Raw genomic sequence first — 16,179 nt, 5'->3', positions numbered from 1 at the left:
CGGCCCGGTACCGCAAGCGGCCCCGGGGAAAGTGAAAAGGGGCGACGAATGTACGCTTTTTCGGGGAATGAAGGAAGTGGAGACTTGACGGCTGAGTGGAACGGGAAACCATGCGCTGCTCTTCCGTTCCAGCCATTCCCGCCAATCACCCTAACTTGCTGCTCCACCCATCCAGCTATTATGTCCCGTATGCTGCTGCTGGGAGCCGGCCGTTCGGCCTCCTCCCTTGTTCAATACCTGTTGCGCCATGCCCCCGCCGAGGGCTGGCACCTGACCGTGGCCGACGTGCAGCCGGCGCACTTGGTACCGGTGCTGGCTGCCCATACCGAGTACGCCCGCGCCGTGCCCTTCGACGTGCACGACGCCGCCCGCCTCGATGAACTGGTAGCCGCTGCCGACGTGGTGATTTCGATGTTGCCGGCCCTGTTTCACGCCTCCGTGGCCCGGGCCTGCGTGCGGCACGGCTGCCACTTGGCCACCGCCAGTTACGTGAGCGACGAAATTCGGGAGCTGGGGCCGGCAGCCGAGGCCGCGGGCGTGACGCTGCTCATGGAGTGCGGCCTCGACCCCGGCCTCGATCATATGTCGGCCATGCGTGTGATTGCCGACATCCGGCGGCGTGGGGGGCGGGTCAGCTCGTTTAAGTCGTATTGCGGGGGGCTGCTGGCCCCCGAGGCCGAAGCCGACAACCCCTGGCGCTACAAGTTCACCTGGAACCCGCGCAACGTGGTGCTGGCCGGCCAGGGAACGGCCAAGTACCTGGAACACGGCCGCCCGCGCTTCATTCCGTACCAGCAGCTATTCACCCGCCTCGAAACTCTGACCGTTCCCGGCTACGGGGAGTTCGAAGGCTATGCCAACCGCGATTCACTGAGTTACCGGGCGCCCTATGGGCTGGAGCACGTGCCCACCATCCTGCGCGGTACGTTGCGCCGGCCCGGCTACTGCGCTGCCTGGCAGCAGCTGGTGCGCCTGGGCCTCACCGATGACGCCGTGCAGTTGGATAACCCCGCCGACCTCACCTGGGCCGAATTGGTGGCCGCTTACCTGCCGTTGCCCACCGAAACCAGCCCGTCGCTGGCCGCCCGCGTGGCCGCCTACCTGGGCTTGGCCCCCGAATCGGCGGAAATGCGGCAGCTAGCCTGGTTGGGGCTCTTCGACGAGCAGCCGGTAGGCCGGGCAAACGCCACGCCCGCCCAGCTACTGGAAAAGCTGCTCACTGAGAAATGGGCCCTGCAACCCACCGACCGCGATATGATTGTGATGCAGCATCAGTTCGAGTACGACCTCGACGGCCAGCGCCACGCGGCTAGCTCGTCGGTAGTCGTGCTGGGCGACGACGCCACGCACACGGCCATGGCCAAAACCGTGGGCCTGCCGCTGGGCATGGCCGTGCGCCGGCTGGCCACGGGCCAGCTCGGGCAGCGGGGCGTGGTTATCCCGACGTTGCCCGAGCTTTACGAACCTATTTTAGATGAGCTGGCGGCTGATTACGGCATTGTCTTTATGGAAGAAGAGCAGCCTGTGGCGGGAGCGTAGGCGGCCCGAAGCGGAAGGGAGTGCGAAATAAAACTGTTTCATGCACGGTTGGCGGCTATCATTTCGTTTCCGTGGGAACTGAGCATTTTCGAAATCCTTCGGTATGAAATACTACCTGCGCTTACGGGTCCGGCTGCTGGGCCGGGAGTTGCGCGAACTAGGCTGGTGGCGGCTGCTGGCCTTGGGTACGCTGCTGGGGTTGGCCATCGGCCGGGCGTTGTTCACGGCTGCCGCGCACCCGGCGCTGGCCTGGGCCATTCCCGGGGGCATAGCCCTGTTCGTACTCAGCCTGCACCGCCGCCGTGCCGACTTGCCCTTTTTGCACTTGGCCACGCCTGAATTCCGGGTCTGGCTGGCCGCCGAATACGCGCTGAGCAGCCTGCCCGCCGCGTTGGTGCTGTTGGCCTGGAGCCGCCCCGGGCCGGCACTGCTGACGGTAGCCGGCCGGCGGTGGTAGCGTTGGTACCGGCGGCGGCGGCGCCGGCCAGTCGGCGGCGGCGGCCGTCGTGGTTTCGGAGCGTGGCGTTTGAGTGGGTGCGGGCCGGCCGTGGGCCCGGGCTGTGGTTGGCGTGGCTGGGGCTGCTGGCGGCGGCCGGGCTAACTCGCGCCGGTAGCACTGGTCCGGCGCTGGCGATACTGGCCTGGCTGCTGCTCACGCTGGAAACCTATGGGCTGGCCGAGCCCTGGAGTTGGTTGTTGCCGCCGTTGCGCAGCCCCAGCGCGTGGCTGCGGAGCCGGGTAGGGTGGGGGCTGCTGTACTTCGGCCTCACGGTGGCCCCGCTGGCGGTGCTGCTGGCCCTCGGTCCGGCCGGGGTGGGCGGCACGGCGCTGGTGCTGGGCTGGTGTGCCGTAGTCCTGACGATGATTATCCTGGCCAAGTACGCCTTCTACCCCCACGCCACGCTCGGCCGGCTCACTCAGGCCGGAGCCGTAGGCGTAGGCATGTCGATTTTGGGGAGCAACCCGGCTTACCTGGTACTATTGCTGGTCTGTTTTCTAGGGTTGTTACTGAAAAGCCGAAACCGACTGCGGCAGTATCGGGCGGAATAACGTGGCTGGTCATCAACTGACAACCAACAACTGATAACTATCAACCATTATGCTGGTAATCGAGGGCTTACGCAAGGACTTTGGCTCGCAGACCGTACTGGCGCACATTGATTTAGGCGTGCGGCCCGGGAGCCTGCACGGGCTGGTGGGAGCCAATGGGGCGGGCAAAACAACGCTGCTGCATTGCCTGTACGGGCTGCACGCCGACTACCAGGGCACGGTGCGCGAAACCAGCGGCCTGGGTATTCGGGCGTGTACCGGGCTGCTGCCCTACGAGCCCTACTTTTACCCCCGCATCACGGGCCGCGAGTACGTGGCGTTCTGCCTGCAAGCCCGGGGCCGGCCAGTGCCCAGCCTGGCGGCCTGGAACGAGCTACTGGAACTGCCCCTCGACCAGTACGCCGAGGATTACTCGGCTGGCATGAAGAAAAAACTGGCCTTGTTGGCGTTGCTGGTGCAGGATTTTCGCTACCTCGTCCTCGATGAGCCTTTCAACGGCCTCGACCTAAGCGCTAACCTGCTGCTGATGGAAGTGCTGCGCCGCTTGCGCCAACAGGGTACTGGTATCCTGCTTACCTCGCACCTGCTGGGCTCCCTCACGGAGCTCTGCGACGAAATTACGGTGCTGGCCGAGGGCCGGGTGCTGCGCCACTACCCCGCCGCCGACTTCGCCCGCCTACCCGCCGACTTGCTGGGCCAGCTGCACCAGCAGAAGCTCGGCACGCTGGCCACATTGCTGCCACTGCCACCGGCTAAAGAGCACCGGAACTAAAACGGTATGGCGGCCGGCCGGAACGCATTGTAGGACCATAATGGCTTAGACTGATTTGGCCCTGACAGATTATAATACTTGGGGCGAGGAAGCCAGGTCCTGCACTCTCAGCGTTTGCGTCGGAACACGTAAAGCGGCGGCTGGCTGGGGTGTTCGCGGAGCGCAACCTGCCCGTTGAAAAGCACCGCCTTCACGTCGTATCTGAATAGCGGGTCGTTGGGCCTGGTTTTTTGCACGTCGTAGTAGAGCGTATCGGTTTTGCCGCCGAGCGTCAGGTACCAGGTTTTGAGGCCGTCGCTGCTGGCTAGTGAAGCCCCGAGCGTAGAGTAGTAGAAAGCATAGCCCGGCACCGCTGTGCCCACGCGGCCAGTGGCCCGAATCATCGTGCATTCCCCGCCAGCACACTCAGCGCCTAAAAAAACAGTCTGCCCGTTACTTTTAACCGCTGAAACCTGGATGGGTGTTGAAATGTCAGTCAGTAAATTATTCCCCTGTTTATCAAGCACAACAAAATCGAGAGTAGGCGGCATACTATTGCCGTTGGGCATGGAGTCTTTCTTGCAACTCCAAGTGCAACAGCCCACAAATAGCGCAGCAAGTAGATATTTCATAGTTGTAGCAGGAAAGTTGAAATAAGTGATTGGGTGCTCCCATGAGCCCTGTTTAATGAGGCGGCCACCTTACAATGCCAGATAAAACGGTCCCAGCCGCTCCCGAAACCAGGCGGTGTAGTCTACCGAGTCGGGTTCGTGGAGCGGCAGTTCCTGCTCCCGTATTGGCCCCGCCTGCCGGCCGAACGCAACGATGTGGCGCAGCGGCTTGCTGGTGGCGCGGTGGCGCAGCACCAGCCGGGTGGCTGGGAACAGACCCACGACCGCTGCCTCGCGCTCCATTTCGCCCATTTCGGGTGGGGGCAACAGCACGGTAAGCCGGCCGGCGGCGGCCAGAAAATCGGCGGCGAATCGGGCTAGCTCCGCGAATGTCAGCGAATCATCGGCGGCGTGGCGGGCGGTGGTGCGCCGGGCATCGGGCGAGCGGAGGGCGTGGCGGAAAAAGGGTGGGTTGCAGAGGATGTGGTCGAAGGCGGCGGGACCAGTCGCGGCCAGCCCCGCCAGCGGCAGCGCATGCACCCGCAGCCGGGCAGCCCAAGGGCTAGCCGCGAAGTTGGCCGCCGCTTGCCCCGCCGCGGCGGCATCGAGCTCCACGGCTTCGATGTGCGCTGTGGGGTTGTGCTGGGCCGCCATCAGGGCCAGCAGGCCGGTGCCGGTACCGATGTCGAGAATGCGGCCCGCGTCTTCCACCGCTGCCACCGCACCCAGCACGCAGGCGTCGGTGCACACCTTCATGGCGCAGGCGTCCTGCTCGATGCGGAATTGCTTGAACTGGAAGTAGGTGTTGGGCATTTTTGAGTGGTCAGTGGTCAGAACCTTATTCAGAGCGCAGTGAAGAATCGCGCGTGAATTGTTGAGCGACCGTGGACCGTGACAACGAATTCATGCGCGATTCTTCGCTGCGCTTTGACCACAGAAGCTAAAGTGCCTCGTAGCCTGCGTCGATCAGCAGCGGGCCGCGGGTGGCGCTACGTACGGCCAGCTGGTCGCACCGTTCGTTTTCGGGGTGGCCGTTGTGGCCGCGTACCCAGCGAAACTGCACCGTACGCTGCTGGTATACCTTAATGAAGCGCCGCCACAAATCCTCGTTGGCCTTCTTGCCGAAATCGGCCTTTTTAGCCCACCCAAATACCCATTTCTTCTCCACCGAATCCACTACGTAGCGCGAATCCGTCACGACTGTAATGGGCAAGTCGGGGCGGTTGACGGATTCAAGGCCTACAATCACGGCCAGCAGCTCCATGCGGTTGTTGGTGGTCAGGCGGAAGCCCTCGCTCAGCTCTTTCTCGTGGGGGCCGAAACGCAGCAGTGCGCCGTAGCCGCCTGGGCCGGGGTTGCCCCGCGAGGAGCCGTCGGTAAACAGGTAAATCAAGGTTTTGAGTTGTTAGCTGTCAGCTGTTAGCTCTCGTGCTTAAAGCAACCGGGGATAAGCTAAGCAGCTAAAAGAGGAAGGCCGCAAGGTACAACCGCGTCGCGTCGGATGCACAGTAGAAACGAAGCCAAGTTTCGGTTTTCTCCGCTCTTTCCAAGAAAGGCAGCCGCTGCCACGTCAGGAAGAACTTGAGGATCAAAATAGAACTGTCAGCTGACAGCCATAAGCTAATAGCTCAAGAAATCACTCCCCGCTGTCCTTGAGGAGCTGGCGGCGGTAATTGGCCAGGATGTTGGATTTGAGTAGGAAGCCCAGGTACCGGTTATCGAGGTCGAGTACGGGCAGGGCCCAGGCGTCGAGCTGCTCCATGCAGCGCAGCGTGTCGAGTAGCGTATCGTCGGGGCGGACGACAGCCAGAGGCTCGTCCATCAGTTCGCGCACCCGGGTGGTGGTGTAATGGGCGTCGTCGAAGAGGGCGTCGCGCACCGTGTCGAGGCTGACTACGCCGAGCAGGTGGCCGTCGTCGTCTACTACCGGAAACAGGTTGCGCGAGGCGTGACGGAAGGTGTTTACCAGCTCGCCCAGCGTGTCGTCGGGGTGCACGGGATGAAAATCGGTTTGTAACAGGCGGCCCACATCGAGGCGGGCGAGCAGGCTCCGGTCGCGGTCGTGGTTGATATAGACGCCCTTCTGCACCAGCTTGCGAGTGTACACCGAGTAGGGCTCGAAGTAGCGCGTAATCAGGTAAGAGCCCGACGTGACCACCATCAGTGGCACGAACAGCGCGTAGCCGCCCGTTATTTCGGCAATCAGGAAGATGGCTGTGAGCGGGGCGTGCACCACGCCGGCCAGCGTGCCGGCCATGCCAAGTACAATAAAATGCACCTCCGAAATCGGATAGAGCCCGCTCAGGTTGATGAGCCGGGCGAAAATAAAGCCGCACAGCGCCCCGGCAAACAGCGACGAGCCGAACATGCCCCCGTTGCCGCCCGAGCCGATGGTAATGGTGGTGGCCGTCACTTTGAGCAACATACTGCCCGCCGCCACTACCAGCACCAGCCAGGCGCTTTGGTCATCGAACACATCGAAGAGCGAACCATTGAGGAGCTGCTCAGAGTGGCCGCCGAGCAGTAGCTGCACGATGTCGTAGCCTTCACCATAGAGGGGTGGAAATATGAATACGAGGCTGCCTAGGGCCAGCCCGCCGAGCAGCACCTTCCAGAAAACGGTCGTGAAATGACTGAAAAAGCGGTCAGCCCAGAAGTACACCCTAATCATGTAGACCGAGAGTAGGGCCGTGAACACGGCCAGCATCAGGTAGAGCGGTACCGCATCGACGGGCCAGCTGGTGGTGATGAGCACGAAGGGCTGGCCCGCGTACAACGCCTTGGAAACGACAGTGGCCGTGGCTGAGGCAATTAGCAAAGGCACGAAATAGGCCGCCGAGAGCTCCGACAAAATAACTTCCACCGCGAACAGCACCCCCGCGATGGGGGAGTTAAAAATGGCTGCGATGCCCGCTGCTGCTCCGCAGGCCGTGAGCAGCCGCCGCTGCCGCCGCCCGATGCGCAGCACCCGCGCCGCGTTGGAGCCAATGGCCGAGCCGGTCACCGAAATCGGGGCCTCCAGACCTGCCGAGCCGCCAAACGTAACCGTCAGGAAGGAGGATACGAGCTGCGAGTACAGCTTGCTGCGGGGCACGATACTGCCGCGGCGGGCAATGTCGTAGATAACCGGCCCGATGCCCCGGCCCAGGTCGCCGGCCAGGAAATAGCGCGTGAACAGCACCGTGAGGGCAATGCCGATAATGGGGTAAAGCGAGCTGCTGAATACCTGGTACTGGGGCGGTACCCAGGCCCGCAATAACCCCTGAGAGCCATGTACCAGCGTTTTGAGCCCCACCGCCGCCAAGCCCGCCAGCAACCCTACCAGCACGCTCACCAGAATCAGGTAGGCCCGGTCGCTGATGTGGCGCACGCGCCACATCAGCAGCGGAAGTAGCAACCGGTGAATAGTATTCTGAGGCATAAGCGGCGGTGGCGGGAAAGCAGCCGGTAATGAAACTGCAACCTAACGAAAAGCGAGGTTGGGTGATGATTTTCAGCTGCCAGTGGCGACTGGCCAGTGTTCATTTGCCAGTTGCCAGGAAAAGAACGGTCATGCGCCACATGCTCAGCATGACCCACCACTCCCACTGGCTACTAACCTAACCCGCCAGTGCTGGCACGCTGAAACCGGCTCCGACCAGCTCCTGCTTCACCTGTTGCATCAGACGACTTTTGAGCTGGAGCACGCCGCGGCGGTAATCCTCGGCGTCGCCCCAGAAATATACCCGCAGGTCGGCGGTGGTGGTGGTGGCTTTTTCCAGGTTCACGTAGGGCGTTCGGAGGCCGGCCTGCACTTCGGGCACGGTTTGCAGGTAGCGCAGGATGATGGTAGTGGCCACGACGGGCGTATCGGCGGGCTCCAGCTCTACGGTCAGCAGAAAATCCATGCGCAGGTCGCCGTCGCGGGTGTAGTTGGTGAGCGGCTCCTTGAGCACCATGGAGTTGGGCAGGAAGATGTGCTTGCCGTCGAAGGTGCGCACCAGGGTCGTGCGCAGGTTCAGGGCTACCACGTGGCCCACCAGGTCCTTGATCTGCACGGTGTCATCGATACGAAATGGCCGGTTGAAGGCCAGAATGACACCGGCCAGGAAGTTCTCGGCAATGTCCTTGAAGGCAAAGCCCACAATAAACGCCGACACGCCCGCCGCGCCCAGCAAACTGCCCACCACGCCCGTAAATCCCAGCACGTTCAGGGCCACCAGCAGCACAATCAGCCCTAGCACCCACTTACTGATCTGGGTCAGAAAATCGGCCAGCAGCGGGTCGGCCGAGCGGCGGTGCAAGCGGCGGCCTAGCAGTGCGCTGAGCCGGCTGGCGATAAACAGGCCTACGGCCAGCAGCACTAGCGCAATCAGCAGCTTGGGCAGCACAAACAGAAACTGCTCCCAGTAAGCAGCCAGGATATGGTGGAAGTCGCGGTTCATTAATTAAGGAGCTTGAAATTAGAATCCACAGGGGGCTATGCGCTATAGGCCAAGAAGAACCGCAACACAAAGCCCCACCGGCGGAGTGCCAGCGGGGCCAGAATACGCTGCTATACGCGTAAAGGTGGTGCCGGGGTTAGGGCCGGCCGGGTCGGGTAGGGGCCGGGCGGTTCAGCCAGTGCCCAAAAATCAGGCCGCCCAGCGCATAGGCTCCTACGTCGAGCCAGTCGGCCGTGGCGCGCGCGTCGAAGTGAGGCAGCAGGCCCTCGAACCAGATGCTGATAACCACCCAGGAACTGAAAATCCAGGAGGTGGGCAGCACGAAGGCCGGCTGGCGGAAGTAGAGGCGCCGCAGACCCCAGAGCTCCAGCGTGAGCAGCAGCGGCAAAGTCAGAACATCGGCTAGGTGATGGCGCACCAGGGCCGGTAGCGGGGGCCAATGCCAGCGGGCCGACAGCGGCCCGCCGTGCCGATACACCACCAGCACCACGTACGCGGCCGTGCCGAGCAAAAACAGCGGGTGGCGCAGTTCGGCAGGCAGGCGCTTCATCCGGCCACGGCGGCCAGCAGCCACATCATAAAGGCCATAAAGGCAGCAAAAGCCAGCTGCCCACCCCGAATGAGGTACTTGAAAAACTTGACGAACAGGTTGTCATCGGGCTTTATTTCGATGAGCAGCACCGGAGCCAGGGGGGCATCGGCCTGCTGCTGGCGGCGCTCATCGGCGGCGGCCCGGGCGGGCTCCAGCACCTGCCCGCAGTGCTGGCAAAGGTTGGTGGGCTGCTGATGCCACTCGGTCCAGCGGCCGCAGTGCGGACACTTTTTGGTGGCGGCGAAAGGGGCGTTGGAAACGGGTAAATCAGACATGGCAAGAAAAAAGAAGGGCCGGCAGCGGCCGCCATTCCTGGCGGGCGTTCCCGGTTCTTAACGTAAGCAACCGGCTTATAGCTCCATGATGTCTTCGTTCCAGAGCTCGGGCTCGTCCTCGATGAAGCTTTCCATCATCTGCACGCATACGTCGAGGTCGAGAATTTCCACTTCCACGCCGTGGCTTTCCAGAAAAGCCTTCGACTCGCCGAAGGTGCGGGCCTCGCCCACCACTACTTTCGGGATTTTGAACTGCACGATGGTGCCGGCGCACATGTAGCAGGGCATCAGGGTGGTGTAGAGCACCGTGTCGCGGTAGGTGCGCTGGCGGCCGGCGTTCATCAGGGCGTCCATTTCGCCGTGCTTGATGGCGTTGCCCTCCTGCACGCGCTTGTTGCGGCCGCGGCTCACGAGTTTGCCGTCGCGCACGAGCACCGAGCCAATCGGAATACCGCCTTCCTGGCGGCCCTGGCGCGCTTCATCAATGGCGGCCTGCATGAATTCGTCCATAGTATTCGGGGGAGAAGTGAGAGTAAGCGCAAACGACAAAAGTACCGCTAGTAGTCGAGAATAGCGGGCAACCCGGTGCCAATACTATTGCCGGGAAATGCTTTATTTGCAGCGTAAATTATCCGATGGCCGGAATTCAGCAAGCAACCATGAGAAAATTATACACCGTACTGCTCCTATTAGCTACGTTATCGGCCACTGCGCAACGCAACCGCAAAAATACAGCAAGTCCCACGCAGCCCGTATATGAGAAAGGGGCACTAACCAGCGGCCAGCCCACCGGCATCTGGGAGTACTACGACCGGCAGGGCGAACTCACGTTGCGCATGAATTACGATTCGAGCCGTATTGCCTACAGCCGCCCCGATACGGCGCGTTACCTGCTCAACATCGATAACAAATGGCAGGAAGTACATCCCAGTCGCGCTCCGCAATACATGGGCAGCCGCGACAAGCGGCTTGTCGATCTGGCCAGCAAAACGCGCTATCCGGTATCGGCGCTGCAAAACCAAGTGCAGGGAGTGGTGGTGCTCTCTTACGTGGTTACCGAACAGGGGCAGTCGGTCGATTACAAAATAGAGTCAACCCCTTCAAAAGACTGTGCAGAAGCGGTATGGGCAGCGGTAATAGTGTTGCCCGACCGCTGGATTCCCGCCGTGTACCAAGGCAAACCAGTGGCCGCCCGGTTCTTTTTGCGAGTCGGGTTTACGATGGTTGGGCAAAACGAGCTGCGTGCTCACCAAGCAGCCCTGGCTGCCGCTGCAAAGTCACCCAAAGTTCCTTATGTCGACCAGATGGAAGTGACGGCGTTGGGCATTGAACGAAGCGTCCGTTCAGTAACCGTGCCCCGGCCAGGAGTGAACAATCAGACGGGGCAGATGCGCCCCTAGCAGTTGGCCCAGTCAGGTGCGAAGCCGACTCCTTCATCCGCAGTTCAGCCTGAACTTCACCGCGCGCAAATCCCTTTATACGGGCAGTACTGGCACTTATCGAGGTCGTCGGTTTTGCGGATGGGTTCGGCCGGGTCGAGGATGCGGCGCACCAGCTGGCCCAGCAGCTCCTCGCTGTGGCGCCCGAAATCCTGTCCCTCGGCCGTCAGAAAGCCCATGTCGGCCGACATAGGGCCGGCGGGCAGGTTGCGCAGGGAGATGATGGCCGCGTCGGCGGCGGGGCGGCCCTGCTGGGCCAGCATAAAGCGGTAGAGCCAGAGCTGGCGCACTTTGTCGGCAGCAGAGGTGGCATCGGTGAGCAGGCGCTGTACGGCTGCTTCCGGGGCTTCTCCCTTCTTCCACAGCTTCAGCTCGTGGGCCTGCACGAGGCCCGTTTTATAATCGACCACCCGCAGGTCGCCGTTGGGCAATTGGTCGACGCGGTCGGCTTTGCCCAGCAGGCGTACGGCCAGCTTTTCGCCATCTTCCAGGGGTACGAACACGGTGGCGTGCAATTCCTCTTCGAGCCCCTGAACGTGCAGCGGGAGGCTATCGGGCAGGTCGAGTAGGCTTTCGAGGTAGCGGCGCACGAGCTGCTTGGCCACTTGGCCCAGCACGTGGTTGAGGCCCTCGTCGGCGCGGGCGTGGCGGCCAGCTTCCTCCTTGCGCAGCGCCTTGGCCACCATAATGGGGGCCAGGGCCACGAGGCCCGGAATATCGGCGGCCGTCAGGGGTGGGGCCGGCGAGGCCACCGATTTTCGGCGGATAATTTGCGCAAACGGGGTCAGCAGCTCTTCCAGCGCGTCGTGCACGGCCGTGCCAAATTCGGCGGAGTCGAGCACCTCTTCCACTTCCTGGTTTTCCTTGAATTTGGCAATCCGCTGGAAGTAAAAGCGCAGCGAGCAGCCCAGGTACTGGTTGAGGGCGGTGGGCGAGAGGCCTTTGCTGAGCAGCTCCCGCAGCGCCAGCAGCATTCCGGCGTCTTTTTCGAGCGTGAGGTCGGTGGCCTGTTGGCCCCTTGCGGGCGCCTCACCCCCTAGCCCCCTCTCCGAAAAAGGAGAGGGGGGACTAGCTTCTAGCTCTTTCTCTAACTCTGAAAAATCGAAGGCCAGTTCCCCCTCTCCTTTTTCGGAGAGGGGGCTAGGGGGTGAGGCGCCCGCGTGAGCTTCCGTCGTTACCGTTAAATCCAGCAGTTGCAGCGCGGGGTTCTGCAGGGCCAAATCGTTTTCCAGTTGCAGCAGAAAGCGGCTTCGTTCGCCGGTGCGGGTGCCCTCGGCGCCGGGCAGAATGTGCAGTAGGTCTACCTGGCGCGCGCGCTGGAGCAGACGCCAGAACTGGTGAGCGGTGGCGGCCTCATGGTCGGCGTAGGTGGGCAGGCCGAAGGTCGTGAGCACGTCGTAGGGAAACAGGGAGCTGTGGCGCTTGGGGGCCGGCAGCACGTTCTCGTTGCAGCTCAGGATGATGACGTGGTCGAAGTCGAGGGCCCGGGTTTCGAGCAGGCCCATCACCTGCACATCGGCAATAGGCTCGCCGCTGAACGGCAGGCGGGTGTTCTTCATCTGCTCGTACAAAAACCGCCGGAACGAGCGCACCGACAGCCGGTGCTCCCGGCAGTCGAACACCGAGTGCAGGCGCTTAACGAGCGTGTAGAACAGGTATAGGTACTCGGCCTCGATGGCCGAATGCTGGTCTTGGTAGGCCTTTTTGAGCAGGTCGATGAGCGTGTTGCAGGCCCGGATGATGTCGTCGCAGTTGTCCCAGGTCGCGAACAGGGCTTGCAGCAGCTCGTGGCCGCCGCCCATTTCTACCAGCTCCTCGGCCGGCAGCAGCACCGCGTGGCGCTGGATGATGGTGCGGCATACCCTATCAAGCAGGCCGTGGCCGGCGGGGTCGGGTTGCTGGTCGAGCCAGTGCTGGTAGCGGCGCAGAAACGGGTGTTGCAGCAGCTTGCTTACGGCCAGATGGTGGTAGCGCGGCACGCCGTAGCCCGTCTCCTGGGAACCCTCGCGCACGCCGGTCAGGTGCACCTCAAACAGCAGATCGACGAGGTTGAACAAGGGCGTGCTCTGGAAATTGAGGCCCATGGTCACGTTGTACTCGGGCACCTCGCGGGGGGGCAGGCCGTGGAGCACGGGCAGCAGCAGGGTTTCGTCGGGCAGCACCACGGCTACTTTGGCCCGCGGGTTGGCCCGGCGGGCGGCGGCCAGCAGCTGGCCGGCTACTTTGCCCTGCATCGAGGAGTTGGCCACGCCCACCAGCCGCACCGTGCGCGGCAGTTGGCGCAGCAGCTCGGCCGGGCCGCCGAAATTTTCCCAGGGTAAATCGAGGCGGTCCTTGTACTGGCGTAGGTGCTGGCCGGCGCGGTTGGGCGAGCCGGGTTCGAGGTAGAACGCGTCGCCGTCGAAGTATACCTCGGCCCGGCCCGCTTTGCGCAGGTGGCGAATGAGCCGCTCCTCGGCCTTCGACAAAAATCCCAGGCCCACGAACACGTGGCGGGGCAACTCCTCATCGGCTTCGAGCCGCTCGCGCACCCGGCGCTGGGCCAGCCGGTAGGCCAGGCCGGGGTAGGCGAGGCGGTCCTGCTTCATGCGCTTTTTCAGGCGCAAGTACACCTTGTCGAGGTCGTCCCAGAAGCGAAAATAAGCCGTGGTGGTGGGCTGAAGCTGAAATTCGGCCCCCAGGTCCCAGCGCTCCAGGGCCTTGGCTTGGCTAAGGTATTCGAATACCTTGCGGGGCGAGGCCAGGTTCTGATCGAGACTCGAAAAGTCCTGGAGCAACAGGCCCGACCAGCCCACGAACTGGTCGAAATCGAGCTGGGGGTCGATGCCCTGCAGGATTTCGAACAGCAGTAGCTGCAGGGCAATGGGCTCCTCGACCCGCACGCCGGCCAGCTCTACCATATAGTCTTCCATGGCCGCCACCCGGGGGCTCCACACCGCCTGCCCGGCCTCGGCGGCCAGGCTCAGCTCGTTCTGCAGATACACCACCGCCCGCCGCGTAGGCACCACCACCACCAAATCCGACAGCTCTCCCGTCGGCCCGTACTGCGCCACCAACTCCCGGGCGATGCGGGCCAGAAACGGCGTAGCATCGGGGCCGGGTTGGGAGGGCGGTAGGGTGGGCGCGGGGGCTTGGGCAAACAGGGGTAGGTCGGGGAGGGAAGCGGGCATGCGCGGCGGGTCAGGAATTCTATTTAAAGGTACAGTACCTTTCACTCAGAAACCGGCTTCTACCCGCAGAAAAACCCAAATTGCGAAGAACGAGGTAGGGGCGGGGCTTGTCCCCGCCCGCCGTTGCACAGTACCGATGAACGACGGATAAAGGCCGCAACGCCTCGTTCCAGCGGCGGGCGGGGACAAGCCCCGCCCCTACGTCGTTCTTCGCAACTTGAGTTAAGTAAGGACTCATCTGATTCGCTTAAACGCATGCCGTTCACCGTTCAGCAAACCATCATTCCGCTGCCGCCGGGGCCTCCCACTTCCTGGTGGAAGGACGCGCCTGGCCTGGTACTGCTGGCGCTGATAGCCATACCGGTTCTGCTTGTAGGAATAGGAGCGTTGCTGGTCTTGGGAGTCGGTTACGGCGTCTGGAGCGCCGGCTCAAGAATCATCCTGCCCATCCGGCAACTGCTGGGCTACCAGCCGCCGCCCGAGCCGCCGCCGATTTCGGAGGTGCACGTGGTGCTGTTTGAAAACGAGCAGCTCCGCTTGCTTATCACCGAGCAGGAATCGGGGGCAGTCAGTCGGGAGTTTGAGCTTTGGTTTGAGTCGTGGGGTTATCAGGAGCAACAAGAATACTGCCCCAGCCTGTACCTTCTGCAGACCATTCCCGAAATACCCGGCCTGCACGGGCAAATCGTGAGCGACTTATGCCGCGAGTGGTCCGACGGACTTTTCCTGCAACTAATTGAGCCCTTGCCCGGCCAGGTGCCGCCGGCAACCACCTGGCTGGTACACCTGGCATTTGCTACCCAGCACTGGGAGCTGGTAGCCGAAGTGGGCGACTATTATTTGCTGCCCGATGCACCCGACCCAGAGCAGCAGGATCTGTTTGTGGGAGTTCACTCGGAGTGGAAGCGGCTGCAAGTACGGGTGCAAACGCCGGACTAGTGCCCCAGCCCAACCGCGGTTTCGGAACCCTCGGCTTCACTCACCGGCACCACGTAACTGGCCAGCGAGCGGGCGGCCAGGGTCACGCTGATGAGCACGAGCACGGCGGCGAGAATGAAGGGTGCGCCGGGGAAATACACCGGGGCCACGGGGCGGGTGAAGTAGGAGAACAGGCTCGTCATGAGCACTGGGCCCACGATGGAGGTGAGGCTCATCAGGCTGGTGAGGGCGCCTTGCAGCTCTCCCTGCTCGTCGGCGGGCACCTGGCCCGAAATGATGCCCTGCAACGCCGGGCCGGCAATGCCGCCCAGGCAGTAGGGCACCAAAAAGGCGAACATCATCCAGCCCTTGCTGGCAAACGCGAACAGCACGAACCCCACCGCATACAGCAGCAGCCCCAGATACACCGACCGTTTGGGCCCCAGCAGCGGGTTGATGCGCCGGATGAGCCCGCCCTGCACAATAGCCACCAGCAGCCCGATGGTGGCCAGCGAGTAGCCCACCCATTTTTCGCTCCAACTGAATTTCTCCATCACGTAGTACGTCCAGGTGCTTTGGGTGGCGTGTGCGGCCACGTAGAGGAAGAGCAGCGAGGCCACCAGTCCCAGAATCACGGGGTAGCGCCCCAGCATTTTGAGGCTGCCGATGGGGTTGGCCCGCTTCCAGGCAAAGGCCCGCCGCCGCGAGAGGGGCAACGATTCGGGCAGCACGAAGTAGCCGTACACCACGTTGAGCAGCGTGAGGCCGGCGGCGGCCAGAAACGGCAGCTGGTGGCTGTATTCGCCCAGTACGCCGCCCATCAGCGGCCCCAGAATGAAGCCCAGCCCAAACGCGGCTCCAATCAAACCGAAGTTCTGGGCCCGGTCCTCCGGCTTCGATACGTCGGCGATGTAGGCCGAGGCCGTCGTGACGCTGGCCCCGGTGATGCCCGCAATGGCCCGGCCCACGAATAGCCAGGCCAGGGTGGGAGCGAAGGCCAGAAACAGGTAATCGATGCCGAAGCCAAGCAGCGAGAATAGCAGCACCGGCCGCCGCCCGAACCGGTCGGATAGGTTGCCCAGCACCGGCGAAAACAGGAACTGCATCACGGCGTAGGCAAACACCAGCCAGCCGCCCACTTGGGCCGCCTCGCTCACGGTGCCCCCGGTCAGGTGCTGAATCAGCTTCGGAATAACGGGAATGATGATGCCGATGCCCGTCACATCAAGCAGCAGCGTAATAAAGATAAATGTGAGGGCCGAGCGGGGCGCTGGCGTAACGGTGGGTTCCATAAAGGCGGCAAATCGGGCGGGCCGCAAAGGTAAGCGGTTCCGGGGCGGTTCACAGTCGCTAAATCAGGCCTAATGAATCGCCCGCCAAACAGAGTGAAAGGGAACGTCATTCAGAGCG

Annotated in this window: 16 protein-coding genes; 6 read left to right on the top strand and 10 right to left on the bottom strand. The window is 62.7% G+C overall.

The features are described 5' to 3' along the window. Window positions 1-180 precede the first annotated feature (180 nt). From CDA63_RS13340 to CDA63_RS13325, 4 genes are all read left to right on the top strand, one after another. A complete protein-coding gene (locus CDA63_RS13340; protein WP_088464960.1) occupies window positions 181-1,539 on the top strand; it encodes a saccharopine dehydrogenase C-terminal domain-containing protein in 1,359 nt (452 codons plus the stop codon). 103 nt (window positions 1,540-1,642) lie between these two features. Further along, a complete protein-coding gene (locus tag CDA63_RS13335; protein ID WP_088464959.1) occupies window positions 1,643-1,996 on the top strand; it encodes a hypothetical protein in 354 nt (117 codons plus the stop codon). Continuing rightward, on the top strand, window positions 1,990-2,589 hold the full coding sequence (locus CDA63_RS13330) for a hypothetical protein (RefSeq protein WP_126546868.1): 600 nt from the start codon (window positions 1,990-1,992) through the stop codon (window positions 2,587-2,589). Before CDA63_RS13335 ends, CDA63_RS13330 begins: the two co-directional genes overlap by 7 nt. Before the next feature lie 49 nt (window positions 2,590-2,638). After that, the gene (locus CDA63_RS13325; RefSeq protein WP_088464957.1) at window positions 2,639-3,361 is read left to right on the top strand and encodes an ATP-binding cassette domain-containing protein; all 723 of its coding nucleotides are present in this window, start codon (window positions 2,639-2,641) and stop codon (window positions 3,359-3,361) included. Between the two features lie 107 nt (window positions 3,362-3,468). Here CDA63_RS13325 and CDA63_RS13320 read toward each other — a convergent pair whose 3' ends face one another. From CDA63_RS13320 to CDA63_RS13285, 8 genes are all read right to left on the bottom strand, one after another. Further along, complete coding sequence (locus CDA63_RS13320; protein WP_088464956.1) at window positions 3,469-3,744, bottom strand: hypothetical protein; 276 nt, start codon at window positions 3,742-3,744, stop codon at window positions 3,469-3,471. A gap of 297 nt (window positions 3,745-4,041) precedes the next feature. Further along, window positions 4,042-4,764: a tRNA1(Val) (adenine(37)-N6)-methyltransferase gene (locus CDA63_RS13315; protein WP_088464955.1), complete on the bottom strand. Its 723-nt coding sequence runs from the start codon at window positions 4,762-4,764 to the stop codon at window positions 4,042-4,044. Between the two features lie 127 nt (window positions 4,765-4,891). Then, window positions 4,892-5,344: a ribonuclease HI gene (rnhA, locus tag CDA63_RS13310; protein WP_088464954.1), complete on the bottom strand. Its 453-nt coding sequence runs from the start codon at window positions 5,342-5,344 to the stop codon at window positions 4,892-4,894. Between the two features lie 243 nt (window positions 5,345-5,587). Then, window positions 5,588-7,372 carry a chloride channel protein gene (locus CDA63_RS13305; protein WP_088464953.1) on the bottom strand — a complete coding sequence of 595 codons (1,785 nt, stop codon included), beginning with the start codon at window positions 7,370-7,372 and terminating at the stop codon, window positions 5,588-5,590. 178 nt (window positions 7,373-7,550) lie between these two features. Continuing rightward, window positions 7,551-8,375, bottom strand: coding sequence for a mechanosensitive ion channel family protein (locus CDA63_RS13300; RefSeq protein WP_088464952.1), 825 nt, complete (start codon window positions 8,373-8,375; stop codon window positions 7,551-7,553). A gap of 136 nt (window positions 8,376-8,511) precedes the next feature. Then, window positions 8,512-8,925: a hypothetical protein gene (locus CDA63_RS13295; protein ID WP_088464951.1), complete on the bottom strand. Its 414-nt coding sequence runs from the start codon at window positions 8,923-8,925 to the stop codon at window positions 8,512-8,514. Further along, on the bottom strand, window positions 8,922-9,242 hold the full coding sequence (locus CDA63_RS13290; RefSeq protein ID WP_088464950.1) for a hypothetical protein: 321 nt from the start codon (window positions 9,240-9,242) through the stop codon (window positions 8,922-8,924). Before CDA63_RS13290 ends, CDA63_RS13295 begins: the two co-directional genes overlap by 4 nt. A 75-nt stretch (window positions 9,243-9,317) precedes the next feature. After that, window positions 9,318-9,752: a nucleoside deaminase gene (locus tag CDA63_RS13285; protein WP_088464949.1), complete on the bottom strand. Its 435-nt coding sequence runs from the start codon at window positions 9,750-9,752 to the stop codon at window positions 9,318-9,320. A 149-nt stretch (window positions 9,753-9,901) separates the two neighbouring features. Here CDA63_RS13285 and CDA63_RS13280 point away from each other — a divergent pair, with 149 nt between their 5' ends. Next, on the top strand, window positions 9,902-10,642 hold the full coding sequence (locus CDA63_RS13280) for an energy transducer TonB (protein ID WP_165768298.1): 741 nt from the start codon (window positions 9,902-9,904) through the stop codon (window positions 10,640-10,642). A 56-nt stretch (window positions 10,643-10,698) separates the two neighbouring features. On the opposite strand, the gene CDA63_RS13275 is transcribed toward CDA63_RS13280, so the two are convergent. After that, window positions 10,699-13,851 (bottom strand): PD-(D/E)XK nuclease family protein, encoded by a 3,153-nt coding sequence (locus CDA63_RS13275; protein ID WP_088464947.1) that lies wholly within the window; start codon window positions 13,849-13,851, stop codon window positions 10,699-10,701. Between the two features lie 255 nt (window positions 13,852-14,106). On the opposite strand from CDA63_RS13275, the gene CDA63_RS13270 reads away from it, so the two are divergent. Further along, on the top strand, window positions 14,107-14,790 hold the full coding sequence (locus CDA63_RS13270; protein WP_088464946.1) for a hypothetical protein: 684 nt from the start codon (window positions 14,107-14,109) through the stop codon (window positions 14,788-14,790). Here CDA63_RS13270 and CDA63_RS13265 read toward each other — a convergent pair. Further along, on the bottom strand, window positions 14,787-16,061 hold the full coding sequence (locus tag CDA63_RS13265; RefSeq protein WP_088464945.1) for a TCR/Tet family MFS transporter: 1,275 nt from the start codon (window positions 16,059-16,061) through the stop codon (window positions 14,787-14,789). The genes CDA63_RS13270 and CDA63_RS13265 overlap by 4 nt on opposite strands. Window positions 16,062-16,179 lie beyond the last annotated feature (118 nt).

Origin of the sequence: Hymenobacter amundsenii, assembly GCF_002204745.1 — a bacterium.
Classification (GTDB): Bacteria; Bacteroidota; Bacteroidia; order Cytophagales; family Hymenobacteraceae; genus Hymenobacter; species Hymenobacter amundsenii.
This window is presented reverse-complemented; position numbering and strand designations above follow the sequence as displayed.